Origin of the sequence: Xanthomonas campestris pv. campestris str. ATCC 33913 (assembly GCF_000007145.1) — a bacterium.
Lineage (GTDB): Bacteria > Pseudomonadota > Gammaproteobacteria > Xanthomonadales > Xanthomonadaceae > Xanthomonas > Xanthomonas campestris.
Genome location: NC_003902.1, coordinates 571,721 through 586,542 on the forward strand (window position 1 = coordinate 571,721; position 14,822 = coordinate 586,542).

At 65.0% G+C, this 14,822-nt stretch carries 15 protein-coding genes and 2 tRNA genes; 10 read left to right on the plus strand and 7 right to left on the minus strand.

Features of this window, described 5'->3' with window-relative positions:
• Positions 1 to 59: 59 nt before the first annotated feature.
• Entirely contained in the window at positions 60 to 857 is a 798-nt protein-coding gene (gene trpC / locus XCC_RS02440; RefSeq protein WP_011035723.1) for an indole-3-glycerol phosphate synthase TrpC, read from the plus strand.
• The gene (locus tag XCC_RS02445; RefSeq protein ID WP_011035724.1) at positions 850 to 1,566 is read left to right on the plus strand and encodes an HAD family hydrolase; all 717 of its coding nucleotides are present in this window, start codon (positions 850 to 852) and stop codon (positions 1,564 to 1,566) included. Before trpC ends, XCC_RS02445 begins: the two co-directional genes overlap by 8 nt.
• A 336-nt stretch (positions 1,567 to 1,902) precedes the next feature.
• Here the strand turns inward: XCC_RS02445 and crp are convergent, their stop codons facing one another.
• Positions 1,903 to 2,595, minus strand: coding sequence for a cAMP-activated global transcriptional regulator CRP (gene crp / locus XCC_RS02450; protein ID WP_011035725.1), 693 nt, complete (start codon positions 2,593 to 2,595; stop codon positions 1,903 to 1,905).
• A gap of 137 nt (positions 2,596 to 2,732) precedes the next feature.
• On the opposite strand from crp, the gene speD reads away from it, so the two are divergent.
• Both speD and XCC_RS02460 read left to right on the plus strand, forming a co-directional pair.
• Positions 2,733 to 3,527: an adenosylmethionine decarboxylase gene (speD, locus tag XCC_RS02455; RefSeq protein WP_005990692.1), complete on the plus strand. Its 795-nt coding sequence runs from the start codon at positions 2,733 to 2,735 to the stop codon at positions 3,525 to 3,527.
• Positions 3,528 to 3,689: 162 nt separating this feature from the next.
• A complete protein-coding gene (locus XCC_RS02460) occupies positions 3,690 to 4,004 on the plus strand; it encodes a DMT family transporter (protein WP_011035726.1) in 315 nt (104 codons plus the stop codon).
• Positions 4,005 to 4,324: 320 nt separating this feature from the next.
• Here the strand turns inward: XCC_RS02460 and coq7 are convergent, their stop codons facing one another.
• Positions 4,325 to 4,978, minus strand: coding sequence for a 2-polyprenyl-3-methyl-6-methoxy-1,4-benzoquinone monooxygenase (gene coq7, locus XCC_RS02465; RefSeq protein ID WP_011035727.1), 654 nt, complete (start codon positions 4,976 to 4,978; stop codon positions 4,325 to 4,327).
• A 183-nt stretch (positions 4,979 to 5,161) separates the two neighbouring features.
• On the opposite strand from coq7, the gene rplM reads away from it, so the two are divergent.
• Entirely contained in the window at positions 5,162 to 5,590 is a 429-nt protein-coding gene (gene rplM, locus XCC_RS02470; RefSeq protein WP_003483082.1) for a 50S ribosomal protein L13, read from the plus strand.
• 2 nt (positions 5,591 to 5,592) lie between these two features.
• A complete protein-coding gene (rpsI, locus tag XCC_RS02475; protein WP_011035728.1) occupies positions 5,593 to 5,985 on the plus strand; it encodes a 30S ribosomal protein S9 in 393 nt (130 codons plus the stop codon).
• Positions 5,986 to 6,803: 818 nt separating this feature from the next.
• On the opposite strand, the gene XCC_RS02480 is transcribed toward rpsI, so the two are convergent.
• Together XCC_RS02480 and XCC_RS02485 are read right to left on the minus strand one after the other, a co-directional pair.
• Positions 6,804 to 6,878, minus strand: a tRNA-Gln gene (locus tag XCC_RS02480).
• A 54-nt stretch (positions 6,879 to 6,932) separates the two neighbouring features.
• Positions 6,933 to 7,009: transfer RNA gene (locus XCC_RS02485), tRNA-Met, on the minus strand.
• 117 nt (positions 7,010 to 7,126) lie between these two features.
• Between XCC_RS02485 and XCC_RS02490 the strand changes: the two genes are divergently transcribed.
• The 3 genes from XCC_RS02490 to bfr all read left to right on the plus strand — a co-directional run bounded on the left by XCC_RS02490 (position 7,127) and on the right by bfr (position 8,727).
• On the plus strand, positions 7,127 to 7,744 hold the full coding sequence (locus XCC_RS02490) for an RNA pyrophosphohydrolase (RefSeq protein ID WP_011035729.1): 618 nt from the start codon (positions 7,127 to 7,129) through the stop codon (positions 7,742 to 7,744).
• Positions 7,745 to 7,823: 79 nt separating this feature from the next.
• Positions 7,824 to 8,033, plus strand: a complete 210-nt coding sequence (locus XCC_RS02495; RefSeq protein WP_011035730.1) for a (2Fe-2S)-binding protein — start codon at positions 7,824 to 7,826, stop codon at positions 8,031 to 8,033.
• Positions 8,034 to 8,256: 223 nt separating this feature from the next.
• The gene (gene bfr / locus XCC_RS02500) at positions 8,257 to 8,727 is read left to right on the plus strand and encodes a bacterioferritin (protein WP_011035731.1); all 471 of its coding nucleotides are present in this window, start codon (positions 8,257 to 8,259) and stop codon (positions 8,725 to 8,727) included.
• A gap of 309 nt (positions 8,728 to 9,036) precedes the next feature.
• Here bfr and XCC_RS02505 read toward each other — a convergent pair whose 3' ends face one another.
• The 3 genes from XCC_RS02505 to XCC_RS02515 are packed head-to-tail and all read right to left on the minus strand — an operon-like array spanning position 9,037 to position 13,958.
• Positions 9,037 to 11,301, minus strand: coding sequence for an ATP-binding protein (locus XCC_RS02505; RefSeq protein WP_170873878.1), 2,265 nt, complete (start codon positions 11,299 to 11,301; stop codon positions 9,037 to 9,039).
• A 39-nt stretch (positions 11,302 to 11,340) separates the two neighbouring features.
• Positions 11,341 to 13,293, minus strand: a complete 1,953-nt coding sequence (locus XCC_RS02510; protein WP_019237202.1) for an EAL domain-containing protein — start codon at positions 13,291 to 13,293, stop codon at positions 11,341 to 11,343.
• Positions 13,294 to 13,331: 38 nt separating this feature from the next.
• Complete coding sequence (locus tag XCC_RS02515) at positions 13,332 to 13,958, minus strand: DUF4126 domain-containing protein (protein ID WP_011035734.1); 627 nt, start codon at positions 13,956 to 13,958, stop codon at positions 13,332 to 13,334.
• Positions 13,959 to 14,084: 126 nt separating this feature from the next.
• Between XCC_RS02515 and XCC_RS02520 the strand changes: the two genes are divergently transcribed.
• The gene (locus tag XCC_RS02520) at positions 14,085 to 14,822 is read left to right on the plus strand and encodes a DUF6776 family protein (protein ID WP_011035735.1); all 738 of its coding nucleotides are present in this window, start codon (positions 14,085 to 14,087) and stop codon (positions 14,820 to 14,822) included.

Below are 14,822 nucleotides of genomic sequence, written 5' to 3' on the forward strand. Positions count from 1 at the left end.
CAGGTCAGGTCGCCGCCATGATCTTGACCGATAATGCCCGCCCGCCAGGACCCGACACGATGAGCGATATTCTCAACACCATCCTTGCCCGCAAGGCCGACGAAATCGCCGAGCGCAGCGCACGCGTGCCGCTGGCCGAGCTGGTCGCGCGTAGCGCAGACCTGCCGCTCACCCGCGGATTTGCCGCCGCCATGAAGGCCAGCATTGCCGCCGGCGAGCCAGCCGTGATTGCCGAAGTAAAGAAGGCCAGCCCGTCCAAGGGCGTGATCCGGCCCGACTTCCATCCGGCTGACATCGCGGTCAGCTACGAGTTCGGTGGTGCCAGCTGCCTGTCGGTGCTGACCGACATGTATTTCTTCCAGGGCTCCGATGCGTATCTGCAGCAGGCACGCGAGGCCTGCACCTTGCCGGTGCTGCGCAAGGATTTCACCGTCGATCCGTACCAGGTCTACGAGGCGCGCGTGCTGGGCGCCGACTGCATCCTGCTGATCGTCTCGGCGCTGGAGGACCAGCAACTGGCCGACCTGTCCGGTCTGGCGATGCAGTTGGGCCTGGATGTGCTGGTGGAAGTGCACGACATCGACGAGCTCGAGCGTGCGGTGCAGGTGCCGGTGCCGCTGGTGGGCATCAACAACCGCAACCTGCGCACCTTCGAGGTGTCGTTGCAGACCACCCTGGACATGCGCGCAGCTGTGCCGCGTGATCGCGTCCTGGTCACCGAAAGCGGCATCGTCACCGCATCCGACGTGCAGTTGATGCGCAGCAACGGCGTGAACGCGTTTCTGGTCGGCGAGACCTTCATGCGCGCGCCCGAACCCGGCGAAGCACTGCGTCAGCTATTCTTTGCGCATGACTGAGTCGTATCCCGCCCCGCGCGAGGACGCACCGCTGGTGGTCTTCGACTTCGATCACACCCTGTACGACGGCGATTCCGGCAGCCATCTGTTTGCCTGGCTGATCCGCCGCAACCCGTTGCGCCTGCTGGTGGCGCTGTTGGCCTCGCCGATCCTGGGGCCCATGGTGGCGATGCTGCCCATGCGTCGGCGCGGCGTGTCCGGCTATGTCTGGATCGCCACCTTCGGCCTGCACCGTGCACGCGAGTTCAATCGCTTCATCGACGCCTACGTGCTCAAGCATGAAGCGCAGATCCGGCAGCGGCTGCTGCCGCATGCATTGAAGGTCTTCACCGAACACCGCGCCGCAGGCGACCGGGTAGTGGTGGCGACCGGTGCGCCGCCGGAGTTGGCACGCGCAATCCTGGGATTCGTTGCGCATCAGGACGTGCCGGTGATCGGCACCTTGGTGGGCCCGCGCCTGGGTGCAGTGACCGCACGCCGCCACTGCCACAACGAAGAAAAGATGCGCATGCTGCGCGAACGCGGCTATGCCGATATCGCTATTGCCTATTCGGACAGCACCGCGGATCTGCCGTTGCTCAAGGCCGCGCGCGCACCGGTCGTGGTCAACCCCAAGGCCAATCGCGAGAGCCTGTTCCGCCAGGTACTGCCCGCCGGCACCCCGATTCTCAACTGGGGCTGTCGCGATCGCGGTGGCAAGGCGCTCTAACCGCGCCGATCGCCAGCAGCCGGTACGCGCTTGGTGATCACTATGGAAAGATTCGCTGCGGTCATTCGGTGATCTCGCCCGCGAGAACATGGATCACGCTCGAACCCCTGCAAGCGGATAACGCAACAACCGTGACGCAGTCGATGCGCAGTAGCTGCCGTACATCACCCACAGCTCCTGCAAAGCAATGTTGCGATCTGTGGACTGGGTCGCGCTACGGATGGGTTCGCTAAGGCGATATGCAGCGCTCTGGCGCAGCGTTTGGCCGGTTTTGCGCCGGCGCCACCGGTATCGCGAAGCGATCGGTGCGCCAGCGCACCGATCGCCACCCCACGCTTAGCGCGTGCCGTACAACACGACGGTCTTGCCGCGTGCATGCAACAGGCCATCGGCCTGCAATTTCTTCAGGACGCGTCCGGCCATTTCGCGCGAGCAGCCGACCAGGCGCGCGAGTTCCTGCCGCGAGACGCGCAACTGCGTACCCTGCGGATGGCTCATCGCCTCCGGCTCCTTCGACAGATCGTGCAGCGTGCGCACGATGCGATCGGTCACATCCAGGAACGCCAGGCGGCTGGCTTTCCTTGTGGTATCGAGCAGGCGTTTTGAAAGCTGAACGCCAATGGCGTACAGGATTCGCGGCGCATCCGGCGACAAACTCGTCTGAAACAGCTGCTGCAGGCGCTCGTAGCTGATTTCAGCCAACTCGCATTGCGTGCGGGTGCGCAGGATCACTTCGCGCGTATCGGATTCGATGAACAACCCCATCTCACCAACGAACTCGCCGCTACCGAAGTAGCCCAGCACCAACTCACGATCGTCATCTTCCTCGGCAATGATGCTCACCGAGCCGCTGATCACGTAGTAGAGGGTGCCAGCGGGGTCTCCCGGCCGGAACACATCGGTCCGGGTCGGATAGCGCCTGCGGTGGCTGTGCGCCAGGAATCGCTCAATGGTGCCCGCGTCCAGCGTCAGTGAGGGGGTAGCGTTACGTACCGTCGTAGTCACAACCGTCGTGTTCCCTAGGCTCATGGTAGTTCCGCGTGTAATTCCCGAAGCTTAACGGCATGAGTCATGCAAGGTAAACCATTCTCAACGCCGGCATTTCGTTGATGAGAGCTTTGGCCCATAATTGCCCCCTTTCCCGTCTTCCCAAAGGACCGACCGCCGTGGTCAAGCCGTTGCCTCGTCTGAGGCTGCAGGGGTTCAATAACCTCACCAAGGCGTTGAGCTTCAACATCTACGACGTCTGCTATGCACGTACCGAAGAGGAGCGTCAGCGCTACATCGAGTACATCGACGAGCAGTACGATGCGGACCGTCTGACCCAGATCCTGACGGATGTGGCCGAAATCATCGGCGCCAACATCCTCAATATCGCGCGTCAGGATTACGATCCACAAGGTGCGTCGGTGACGATCCTGATCTCGGAAGAGCCGGTGATCGACAAGAAGCAGGCCGGCAAGGAGCTCATCTCCGACGCCGTGGTTGCGCATATGGACAAGAGCCATATCACTGTCCATACATACCCAGAGACGCATCCCCAGGAAGGCATCGCCACCTTCCGTGCCGATATCGATGTCGCCACGTGCGGCGTGATTTCGCCGCTGAAGGCGTTGAACTACCTGATCGAGAGTCTTGAGTCCGACATCGTGATCATGGACTACCGCGTCCGTGGCTTTACCCGCGATGTGAAGGGCAAGAAGCACTACATCGATCACAAGATCAACTCGATCCAGCACTTCCTCGCCAAGAACGTGAAGTCGCGCTACGAGATGTTCGACGTCAACGTCTACCAGGAAAATATCTTCCACACGAAGATGCATCTGAAAGATTTCGACCTGGATCAGTACCTGTTCGAAGAGCGTGCGAAGAACCTTTCGTTCAAGGAGCGCATGAAGATCGAAACGCTGCTCAAGCGCGAGATCGAAGAACTGTTCCACGGCCGCAATCTGAGCGAATAAGCGTAGTTTCGACCGTTGCGTACCTGCTTGCAGTTGCGCAACCACATGACACGGCGGGACGGCCCGCCACGCGATGACCTCGCGTTCCATAGCCGACGGCGGCCCGGTGTGCAGACACCGGGTCGCTTTTTTTTGTCCGTTTTTTCTGTGAGGAGTGATGTGATGCCCTGGATCTATCTGGTGTTGGCCGGCCTGTTCGAAATCGGCTTTGCCCTGGGACTCAAATACAGCGACGGCTTCAGCCGCCTGTGGCCGAGCGTGCTGACGATCGGCCTGGCCGGCGTGAGTCTGTGGTTCCTGACCCAGGCGCTGAAGACCATCCCGGTGGGCACCGGCTACGCCATCTGGACCGGCATCGGCGCGCTGGGCGTGACCATCGCCGGGATCGCGCTGTTTGGCGACAGCGCCTCGTGGTCGCGGCTGGCCTGCATTGGCTTGATCGTGGCCGGCGTGATCGGTCTGAAGCTGGTGTCGTAGTTGTAGTCAGTCTGCTTCGCAGGCCTGCCTCCCGAGGTTTGCTGCGCAAACCTTGGGCCCACTCCGTCGCAGCCTATCCCCGCGCCTTTGGTGTGCCTCCCCAACAAAAGGGGGCTCTGCTTCAGTGGCGTGCGCCGAGGCATGCAGCGCGATTGGGTCAGGCGGCAGAGTCGTCGTCAGACACTCATACCGAAGTCGCCGTTGGCGTACGCGGCATGGCACGCGTCTCACTGTGCGATCTGCGTGGGGATGCACGCAAGATTCTGATCGCCAGCCGCCAGCCGCCAGCCGCCAGCCGCCAGCCGCCAATCCCCAATCCCCTAGAAACGGTAGGCGATGGTCTTCATCAGCTTGGAGGCCAGGGCCATCGCGCTGGGGATCGGTGGCGGCAGGATGCGTGCGCCGGCCTGCTCGGCGTGATCGGCGTGGCGTGCTTCGTCGATCTTCATCACGCGCAGGATCGCGCGGCTGCGCTGGTCGGTCTCGGGCAGGGTCTCCAGGTGTTCGTCCAGATGGGCTTCCACCTGCCGTTCGGTTTCCACTACAAAGCCCAGGCTCCAGTCGTCGCCACGCAGCCCGGCGACAGCGCCGAGCGCATAGCTGCCGGCGTACCAGAGCGGGTTGAACAGGCTGGGGCGGCTCTCCAGCTCGCGCAGCCGGTCCGCGCACCAGGCCAGGTGGTCGGTCTCTTCCTGCGCGGCGGTGAGCAGATGCTGGCGGGTGTGGTCATCGCGCGCCACCGCGGCCTGGCCAAAATACAGGCCTTGCGCGCAGACCTCTCCGACGTGGTTGATCCGCATCAGCCCGGCGGCGTGCTGGCGTTGCGCAGGCGCCAGGGCGGCATCGGGAGTGTCGCCGGCGGGATTGGGGCGCTCGGCCGGCGGATTGCCGAACACCGTGTCCAGCGCGCGCTGGGCTTCGACCAGCAGGCGGTCGAGCGGGCTGTGCAGTCGGGAAGGGGGGATCTGGGTCATGTGGGGATTCTCGCCCCCGGCCGACGTGCTGCCAACCACTGCCGGCCATGTGAGGCCTCGACTTGCGCCGCGGAGGGGCGTCCCGTACAATCCCGCCTCTTCTGTTTCGCCTTCACAACGCGTGGCAAAGTTCCAGCGGTCATTGCCGCTGCAATCCGCCCGACCACACTCAAGAGTTTTCTCATGACTACGTTCACCGCCAAGTCCGAGACCGTCCAGCGCGACTGGTATCTCGTTGACGCCGCCGGCAAGACGCTCGGCCGTCTGTCCACCGAATTGGCTCGCCGCCTGCGCGGCAAGCACAAGCCTGTTTACACCCCCCACGTCGATACCGGCGATTACCTCGTGGTAATCAACGCAGAGAAGATCGTGGTCACGGGTAACAAGCTGAAAGACAAGAAGTATCACCGCTTCACCGGCTACATCGGTAACTTGAAGACCGAGAGCCTGGAGCAGGCGCTGCAGCGCCACCCGGAGCGCGTGATCGAAATCGCCGTCAAGGGCATGCTGCCGAAGGGCCCGCTGGGCCGCACCATGTACCGCAAGCTCAAGGTCTATTCGGGTGCCGAGCATCCGCACGCCGCTCAGCAGCCGCAAGTTCTGGATATCTAATCATGGCTATCACGCAAAACTACGGCACTGGCCGCCGCAAGTCCTCCACCGCTCGCGTGTTCCTGCGCAAGGGTACCGGCAACATCACCGTCAACAACCGTCCGCTGGACGAGTTCTTTGGCCGTGAGACTGCGCGCATGATCGTGCGTCAGCCGCTGGAACTCACCAAGAACACCGAGAGCTTCGACATCCTGGTCACCGCCTCCGGCGGCGGCACCACCGGCCAGGCCGGTGCGATCCGTCTGGGCATCGCTCGTGCACTGGTCGAGTACGACGAAACCCTGAAGTCCGAGCTGCGCAAGGCTGGCTTCATGACCCGTGACGCCCGTGAAGTCGAGCGTAAGAAGGTCGGTCTGCACAAGGCGCGTCGCGCGACCCAGTTCTCCAAGCGCTGATCCATCGCGTTTGCTGCGTCCCGGTTCGCCGGGATGCTTCAAAAGCCCCGGCAATGCTGGGGCTTTTGTCGTTTTGGGCACGTCATTTCTTGTTCTGATGGCTCGTGGCGGTTGTATCGTGCGGTGTGGTGCTGGTTTGGCCTAACGATGGAGCGTTGGTTGCCTCCGTCATGCCCATTTGGACCTGTCTGCGGCTTGCCTTCTGTTCGACTGGGGGGTAGCGGCACCGGCGCCGTTTTGAGACTGATGCAGGCAAGTCACAAATCGCATGTGGCGAAGCGTGCCGCTCTGGGATAACGGTTCTTTCTGGTTGCCGGTGTTGCGGAAATCTTGACGAGGTCGCCGCTGTGGAGCGCGCGTGGGTGCGATGTTTGCGATGGGCGTTACCTGGAAAGCTTCGTCGCGCGCTAGCGCGCTCCTACAGATGCTTGCTTGGCCCGCACTTCCGCGCGTAGCAGCTGTAACGTGGTGGAGCACGTTGCAGCGCGGTCGTCGCGCACGAGCCGGGTGCTCTAGCCGCGTGCTGCGGGTTTTATGGTTGCCGGTGTTGTGGCAGCCGTGCCCGCTTGCTTCGGTAGGAGCGCGCTTGAGCGCGATGGGGTTTACTGGGAAAGCTTCATCGCGCGCGAGCGCGCTCCTACAAAGTGCTTCCTCCGAAGTGCTTTCGCGCGTGTAAACACTTGCAACGCAGGCCTGCCGCGCGAGGCGATCTCGGTGAGGGCAGGTGTCGCTCCAGGCCAGCACGCTATCGTTTACGTGCAACGACGAGATGGCGCGCAACAAAAAAGGCCCGATCGTTAGATCGGACCTCTCGTGTTTGGCTGCCCCGGATGGATTCGAACCACCGAATGCCTGAGTCAGAGTCAGGTGCCTTACCGCTTGGCGACGGGGCAATATAAAACGTGTTGGTCCAAGAGTATCGCACGCCTGTGAGGGCCTGAACACCTTGGTGGCTATGGGTGGACTCGAACCACCGACCCCAGCATTATGAGTGCTGTGCTCTAACCGGCTGAGCTACATAGCCTAGGGAACCGCCAATTTTACGATGGGCGGAGATGTTGTCAAGCATTTCGTTTTCAGCTTGTGAGCCGGGCGTCGCCGTGGCAGAGTCGGTGACAGTAGATTTTCAGGAGTCCGCATCGTGATCGATCCGGACGGTTTCCGGCCAAACGTCGGCATTGTGCTGATGCGTGAGGATGGTCAGGTGTTCTGGGCACGACGTGTGCGCAGGGATGGCTGGCAGTTCCCGCAAGGCGGCATGAATACCGATGAGACTCCGGTGGAAGCCATGTACCGCGAGTTGCGCGAAGAAACCGGGTTGTTGCCCGAGCATGTGGAATTGCTCGGCGCCACCCCTGGTTGGCTACGCTATCGCCTACCCAGCCGGGCGGTGCGTCGCAACGAACGCCAGGTGTGCATCGGCCAGAAGCAGGTCTGGTTCCTGCTGCAGTTCACCGGGCAGGAATCGCACCTCAAGCTCGACCATACCGACAGCCCGGAGTTCGATCACTGGCGCTGGGTGGATTTCTGGTATCCGGTGGAGCATGTGGTGATGTTCAAGCGCGGCGTGTATGCACGCGCATTGCGTCATCTCGCGCCGCTCGCCCAGACCGTGGCCGGGCCAGCAGCGGTGGGCGTGATGCCGCAGCGTGCGCTGGAAGCCTGGTTGCCGGGCAGCAGCGCAGCCGGCCACGACCGGCCGCGTAAGCGCCCACGTAAGCGCGGCGGGGTTTTGCCCGTGCGGATTAATAATGATTAACGTTGGAATTGACACCTATTCTCGTTTGCGGTGCAATCAGTCCCGGTCTCCTCCGGACCGCCAGCACCTGACCGATACCGTGTACGTCTGCATCTGTAATGGGGTCACCGACCACCAGATCCGCGAAGCGGCCGAGAACGGCTGCGCCAGCCTTGCCGAGCTGACCATGCGCACCGGCTGTGGCTCCAACTGCGGTTCCTGCCTGGAAATGGCGGGCGATTTGCTGAGCCAGGCGCATGCCAGCCGCGCATTGCCCTTGCCGATGTTGGGATTCGCCAGCGCTGCCTGAGTCTGGTTGTTGGCGTAGGTGCTGAGGCGCCACGCTTGGAGGCAAGCAGCGTCTAATCCTCTGCGGCCGTCGCGCTTGGTAATGCCATTGGTGGCTGCAGCGACAGCAGGCCCAGCGAGTGACGCGCCAGCGGCGCGTTCCGCAACTGATCACGATTCGCGTTCCTTCATGCGCGGCGGCAACGCGTTAGAGTGCGGCCGGCTCACTGTCTCGGAGACATCGCATGAAGGGCGATACCAAAGTCATCGAGTACCTCAACAAGGTGCTCTACAACGAACTCACTGCGATCAACCAGTATTTTCTGCACGCCAAGATGCTGAAGAACTGGGGCCTGAAAGAACTGGCTGAGCATGAGTACAAGGAATCCATCGACGAGATGAAGCACGCCGACAAGCTGTCGGACCGCATCTTGTTCCTCGAGGGACTTCCCAATTTCCAGGCGCTGGGCAAGCTGCGCATCGGCGAGAACCCGACCGAGATGTTCCGCTGCGATCTGGCGCTTGAGCGCGAGGCGGTCGTGGTGCTGCGCGAAGCGGTGGCCTATGCGGAGACCGTCAAGGACTACGTGAGCCGCCAGCTGTTTGTGGACATCCTGGAGTCCGAAGAAGAGCACATCGATTGGCTGGAGACCCAGCTGGATCTGGTGGCGCGTATCGGCGAACCGAATTATCTGCTGACCAAGCTGGACGACTAAACGCGCTGAGGGCGGCCGTAGCTCCTACGGCTGCTGCGGTGAGGCGCTTGTGCGCGCGTGGCGTCTGCCCGCGCCCGCCCGCTGTTGCGGCTTCTCAACGTCGGCACCGTGGGCGCGATGATGGCCGCTGCACGGGCGCATCGTTATCAACCTGTGGCTGACTTGCGCGTTCGATCGCGCGTGCCAAGGCCTGGCAAAGGCGAAGACGCGGTTGGCGCTCGTTGAGAACCACGACGCTCGATTGAAGAACGACGACGCTGCGATCTTGCGAGAGAGCCGCGCCACTCAGCCACACGGCTAACCCGCCAATCAGCCCGCAGCGCGACTGGCGGCTTGCAAACGGGTGACCTGGCCTAGCAGCGCCAGGCGGGCGCGGGCGTATTCGGCAATGACCAGGGCGACCATGACCGAGGGGCGTTCGATGGTGCCGGTGCGTGCGGCCAATTCGATGCGGCGGGCGGCGTTGGCTAGCGCCTGGGCGCCGACGTTGGCGCTGGAGGACTTCAGGGTGTGGGCCAGATCGCGCAGATGCATGCTGTCGCGATTGCTGGCGGCCGCTTCCAGCCCTTCGATGATGCCGGGGGCGTCTTCCAGGAACAGCTGCAGGATGCGGATGGTGTCCGCGCCTGCCACCTCGTACAACTCGTCGATGACGCCGCTCTCCAGGATCGGCAGCGCGCGCGCCTGTGCGGCGCTGGCAGCGCTCTCGGCATCCGCGCTGGGGGCTCCGGTGCTTGGGCCTGGCAACAGGGCCTGGCGCGGCAGCCAGCGCTGCAGGCAGGCATTGAGCTGTTCGCGGGCGACCGGCTTGGAGAGATAGTCGTCCATGCCCGCGGCCAGACAGCGTTCGCGGTCGCCGGCCATGGCGTTGGCGGTCATCGCCACGATCGGGATCGGGCGGCCACCGCTTTCGGTTTCCATGGCGCGCCAGCGGCGGGTGGCGGCATAGCCATCCAGCACCGGCATCTGACAATCCATGAAAACCATGTCGTAGCGGGTGGACTCCATGCTGCTCAGCGCGGCTTCGCCATCGGTGGCGGTGTCGGCCTCGAAGCCGAGCACGCCCAGCAGTTTTTGCGCGACCAGCAGGTTGACCGGGTTGTCTTCGACCAACAGGATGCGCACGTCGCGCGCATGCGCCACTGGCGGCGGCAGTGGCTCGGGGATCATCGCGGACGCCAGCGTGGGCGCCACAGATGGCTTGGGCTCGGGTGGCAGTACCAGCGCGCGCAGGGTTTCGTCCGGGCTCTGGCGCGGGACCAGGGTGGCGTTGGCTTGCAGTTCGTCGGGTACCGGCTCGTCGCCGTAGAGCCAGATCAGCCGTGAGCCGCTGAGGTCTTCCGGCCGTGCCAGGGCGCGATGCACGGCGCGCGCGCTGTAGCGCAGCGTCTCGTGGTCGGCGATGACGCAGCGGAAGCCTTCGTCGTCGGTGTGGCGGCGCACGCGCTCCAGCGCTTCCTGGGTGGTTTCCATCAGCACGTGCGAGATGCCCCAGCTGTCGAGCAGGCGCTTGAGCCGCTGCGACAGGCGCGCGTCGGAACTGATCACCATCACGCGTGCGGCGTCGGCGCCGGTGGTCTGTTGCAGGTCGCCGATGACCTTGAGCAGCGGGATTTCGAACCAGAACGTGGCGCCGCGACCGGGCTCCGATTCCACGCCGATGCGGCCGCCCATCAGGTCGATGATGCGTTTGCAGATGGCCAGGCCCAGCCCGGTGCCGCCATACAGGCGGGTAGTGGAGGCATCGGCCTGGGCGAAGGAGCGGAACAGGCGCGCCTGCTGGTCCGCTGCGATGCCGATGCCGGTGTCGCGGACCTGGAAGCGCAGCAGGTGCTGGGCGCGGGTTTCGCCCAGGCGCCGCAGCTGGATGTCCACGCTGCCGCGTTCGGTGAACTTGATGGCGTTGCCGATCAGGTTGCCCAGCACCTGGCGTAGCCGGATCGGGTCGCCGCGCACCAGCAGGCGCACCGACGGTTCGATGTCCAGGCCCAGGCGCAGTTGCTTGCCTTCGGCCGTGCGCTGCATCAGCTGGGCGACACCGTCGAGCAGCTCGCGCAGGTTGAAGGTGGTGATTTCCAGTTCGAGCTTGTTCGCTTCGAGCTTGGAGTAATCCAGGATGTCGTCGACGATGCGCAGCAGCTGCAGCGAGCTGCCGGTGGCGGTCTGCAGCATGTCGCGTTGGTCCAGGCTGAGCTGGCCACGCGAGATCAGCTCCAGCATCGGGATGATGCCGTTGAGCGGGGTGCGGATCTCATGGCTCATGGTGGCCAGAAATTCGCCCTTGGCCAGCGAGGCGGCTTCGGCGGCCTGCTTGGCGCGCAGCAGTTCCTGTTCCAGTTCGCCGTGGCGCTGCAACTCCTGCTGCATGCGCGCCTGCGCGGTGTTGGTGTCGTCGAGCTGGCGGGTGAGTGCGCTCAGCGTGCGGCTGGCGCGATAAGCAGCAACAGCGGTACAGATGCCGCAAACCAGCGCGAGCACGCTGGCAGCGGTGGTGACGATCCGCCATGGCCCTGCGACGCCAAGCCACTGCAACGCCGCAGCGGATGCTGCAACCAGTGCGGCCAAGGCGACCAGCGTGCTCCAGCCGCGAAGGCCTCCTGCCCGCGCCGCCACTCAGAGCACCGCGTTCGTGAAGTCGAAGTCCAGCTCCTTGCCGACCGTCTGCACCAGGTTGCCCTGGATGAAGTCCACGCCGCTCATCCACATGGCGGCCGCAGCCTGCGGGTCTTCGATGCGCTGGCCGATGATCAGCAGGCCGCGCTGGTGCGCGATGTCGATCACCCCGCGCAACTCGTCGCGCACGGCCGCGTTGCCGTGTGCATCGGCGAAGCGGTTGGCCATGCGCACGAAGCTCAGCGGCAACTGGCTGAGCAGTGCGTTGGCTTCATCGCCGGGTTCGAACTGGCTCAGGCAGAACTGCACGCCGGCCGGCATCAGGCGGGCACAGAACTGCTGCACGGTCACGGCGTGGATCAGCGCATCGTCCAGGCGCAGGTCCACGATCAGCGACTGCCCGGCCACGCCACGTTCGGTGATGGCCTTGAGCAACCAGTCGGCGAAGGCGTCGCGCGCCAGCGTGCGCGGCGATTGCGAGACGAACAGCCGCAGCGGCGGGCTGGCGTGCTGGTACAGATGCAGCAGGCCGAGCGCGTGATCCATGACCTGCTGGTCGAGATCGGCGATGCGCCCGGCGGCTTCGGCGGCAGGGATGACCTGACCAGCCGACAGCAAGGTGCCATCGGCCTGGCGCAGCCGCAGCAGCACCTGGTATTGCGCGGTATCGCCACCGGCCACGGCCACGATCGGCTGGTAGGCCAGTTCGAGCTGGCCTTCGACCAGGCGCAGTTGTTCCTGTTGCTCGGCCTGGCTGGGCGCCAGATAGGTCTGCACGCCGTCGCTGCGCAGGCGGGCCTGCAGTGCGGTGCGCTCGACCGCTTCCAGCGCGCTGCCGGTGTCGTCGAAGCCCAGGCCCAGCGGCGCGGCGCCGACGGCGCAGCGCACATGCACGGATTCTTCTTCGCGCACCGGGAAGGCATGCGCAGACAGGCGTTGGCGAATCTCCAGCGCGTACGCTTCCAGGCCGGCTTCGTCCATCTCCACGCCCAGCAGCAGGAAGCTGTTGTCGTTGAGGCGCGCCAGCGGATACGGCTGGGCGACGCTGGCCAGGCGATGGCCGGCCTGGGTCATCAGGCGTTCGTAGGCGGCGTAGCCATAACGCTCGCGCAAACCGAGCGCGCTGGCGATTTCGATGAAGAACAGGCCGCCGCTCTGCTTGCGTGCCAGTGCATCGGCGAGCAGTTCCATGACGTGGCCGCGCGTCGGTAGCCCGGTTTCCGGATTGCTGCGCACGCTGACCTGTTCGCCGGCCTGCTGCAGCGCCTGCTGGCGCGCGCGCCGGATGCGGTTGGACACCGCGGCGATCAGGTGGCGGGGGCGGATCGGCTTGGTCAGGAAATCGTCCGCGCCGCTGTCGAGCACTTCGAACTGGCGCTCCGGATCCGGGTCGCCGGTGAGGAAGACGATCGGCAACAGCTGTTGGCCGGGTTGCTGGCGGATCAGCGTGGTCAACCGGATGCCATCGAGCTCGGGCATGTGCAGATCCATCAGGATCAGGTCCGGGTGATAGTCCTGGATCGCCTGCGGCACGCTGGCAGCGGTCATTTCGACCTGCGCATGCATGCCGGCGCCGTGCAGCACGCTCTGGGCGAACAAGGCCTGCGAGCGGTCGTCCTCGACGATCAGCACGCGATAGGGCGCGTCGGCAGCGACATTGTCAGCGCCATTGCCGCCAGCTGGCTGCGCGGCAGCGGCCGGCGCAGGTGCGCTGGAGGCTGCGCTGCGCGGCAGGCCGGCAGCGGCTTGCTGGACCGGTGGCGTGACGTTGGCCACTGCGGCAAGCGCGGGTGCGGGAATGATCGTGGCGCTCACTGGCTCGGCGTTGTCGGCGGATGCGGCGTCGTCGGCCCAGCGGCGCCAATAGTCGGCCGGCGGGGTTTCAGCGCGCAGCGCGCGGTTACGTGTCGCGGTGTCGTCACGGGTGGAAGGAACCGGATCTCGGGCGGCCATCGATACTCCCTGCAGTCGCGATGATTATGCGATGAACTTCACGATAGCGGGGAGCGGCGTACAGCCGACGTCGAGGCGGCGCGCAGTGGCGCCACCAATCGGTGCACGCCACGCCATAACAGGCGCCACACCCAGACCACCACCAGCGCGGCCAGCAGGCTGCTGCCCACCGCCACGCTCAACGCCAGCCACGGGTGCGCCACTGCCAGGGCGAGCGCGGCGGCGGTGAGGGTGTCTTCGGCCAGCGAGGCGATCCAGTTGCTGGCCGGCTCGGGCGAGGTGTTGAGCAAGGCCCGCGTGCCGGCCTTGAGGGTGTGGCTGGTCAGTGCCACGCCTGCGCCGGCCGCCAATGCGCCGGTGGCCAGATCGCCGTCTGGCGATAGCGTGGCTGCGGCGAGGAAGGCGCCGGCCGGCACCCGCGCCAGGGTCTGCAGCAGATCCCAGCCCGAATCCACGCCGGGGATCTTGTCGGCGAAGAACTCCGCCACCGCCAGGGCGCCGGAAGTGCCGAGCACCCACCACGATTGCGCCGGCACCAGGGCCGGTGGCAGTTCGATCCAGCCGAGCAGGCCGGCCAGCCCGACCCCGAACACGGTGAGATAGACGCGGATGCCCGCCAGCCAGGCCAGCAGGATGCCGATGACAAACAGATGGGCCTCGCTCATGGCGTTGCTCCACGCAAAGGATGCGGAACTATCGGATAACGGCCGGCCGGGCGCCAGCGTGAGGGCCGGCGATGCTCTGGCACACTACGCCGCCGATCACAGACCGGCCCGTCCGGAGCCACGCCCATGAGACCTACCGCGCGCGTTCAAATCGTCCCACGCGATGCCGGCGGCCCCCGCTCCGGCCGGCCCTGGCTGTGGGCGGTGCTGGTGATCGTGTGGCTGGCCTCGCTGGGTGGGGTCTGGTGGATGGCCAGCCGCACTGCCGCGCCGCGCCTGGTCGAGGCCGAGGCCGGCCTGCAGCAGGCCCAACGTGCGCAGGCCGCGCAGCGCCGCCAGATCGAACAACTGCAGCAGCGGCAGGTGAATCTGGCGATGTCCGACAAGATCAGTCGCGCCGCCAATACCGAGGTGCAGGCCTCGCTGGCCGAGCGCGACGAGCAGATTGCCGCGCTGCGCGCCGACGTAGCCTTCTACGAGCGGCTGGTGGGCTCCACCGCGCAGCGCAAGGGGCTCAATGCGCACTCGGTGCAGTTCACCGCCGAAGCCGGCGGCACCTGGAACTACAGCGTGGTGCTCACCCAGAACCTCAACCGCGGCGCGATCAGCCAGGGACAGCTGCGCTTTGCGGTGGAAGGCGTGCGCGCCGGCAAATTGGTTACGGTGAGCTGGAACGAGCTGCACCAGAAGCCCGATGCGGCCGGCCAGCCGTATTCGTTCCGCTATTTCCAGCAGTTGGACGGCAGCGTGATCCTGCCGAAGGATTTCACCCCGCAACGTGTCAAAATCTCCCTGAGCGGCGATGGGGCGCCGGTCAATCAGACATTCGATTGGAAAGTCGCCGGCAACGGCGCGGGGGAGTAG

Coding starts and splice junctions, on each gene's coding strand:
- rpsI (WP_011035728.1), top strand. CDS start 5,593: ATGGCTATCACGCAAAACTACGGCACTGGCCGCCGCAAGTCCTCCACC.
- bfr (WP_011035731.1), top strand. CDS start 8,257: ATGAAGGGCGATACCAAAGTCATCGAGTACCTCAACAAGGTGCTCTAC.
- XCC_RS02445 (WP_011035724.1), top strand. CDS start 850: ATGACTGAGTCGTATCCCGCCCCGCGCGAGGACGCACCGCTGGTGGTC.
- coq7 (WP_011035727.1), bottom strand. CDS start 4,978: ATGACCCAGATCCCCCCTTCCCGACTGCACAGCCCGCTCGACCGCCTG.
- XCC_RS02460 (WP_011035726.1), top strand. CDS start 3,690: ATGCCCTGGATCTATCTGGTGTTGGCCGGCCTGTTCGAAATCGGCTTT.
- rplM (WP_003483082.1), top strand. CDS start 5,162: ATGACTACGTTCACCGCCAAGTCCGAGACCGTCCAGCGCGACTGGTAT.
- XCC_RS02510 (WP_019237202.1), bottom strand. CDS start 13,293: ATGGCCGCCCGAGATCCGGTTCCTTCCACCCGTGACGACACCGCGACA.
- trpC (WP_011035723.1), top strand. CDS start 60: ATGAGCGATATTCTCAACACCATCCTTGCCCGCAAGGCCGACGAAATC.
- XCC_RS02520 (WP_011035735.1), top strand. CDS start 14,085: ATGAGACCTACCGCGCGCGTTCAAATCGTCCCACGCGATGCCGGCGGC.
- XCC_RS02515 (WP_011035734.1), bottom strand. CDS start 13,958: ATGAGCGAGGCCCATCTGTTTGTCATCGGCATCCTGCTGGCCTGGCTG.
- crp (WP_011035725.1), bottom strand. CDS start 2,595: ATGAGCCTAGGGAACACGACGGTTGTGACTACGACGGTACGTAACGCT.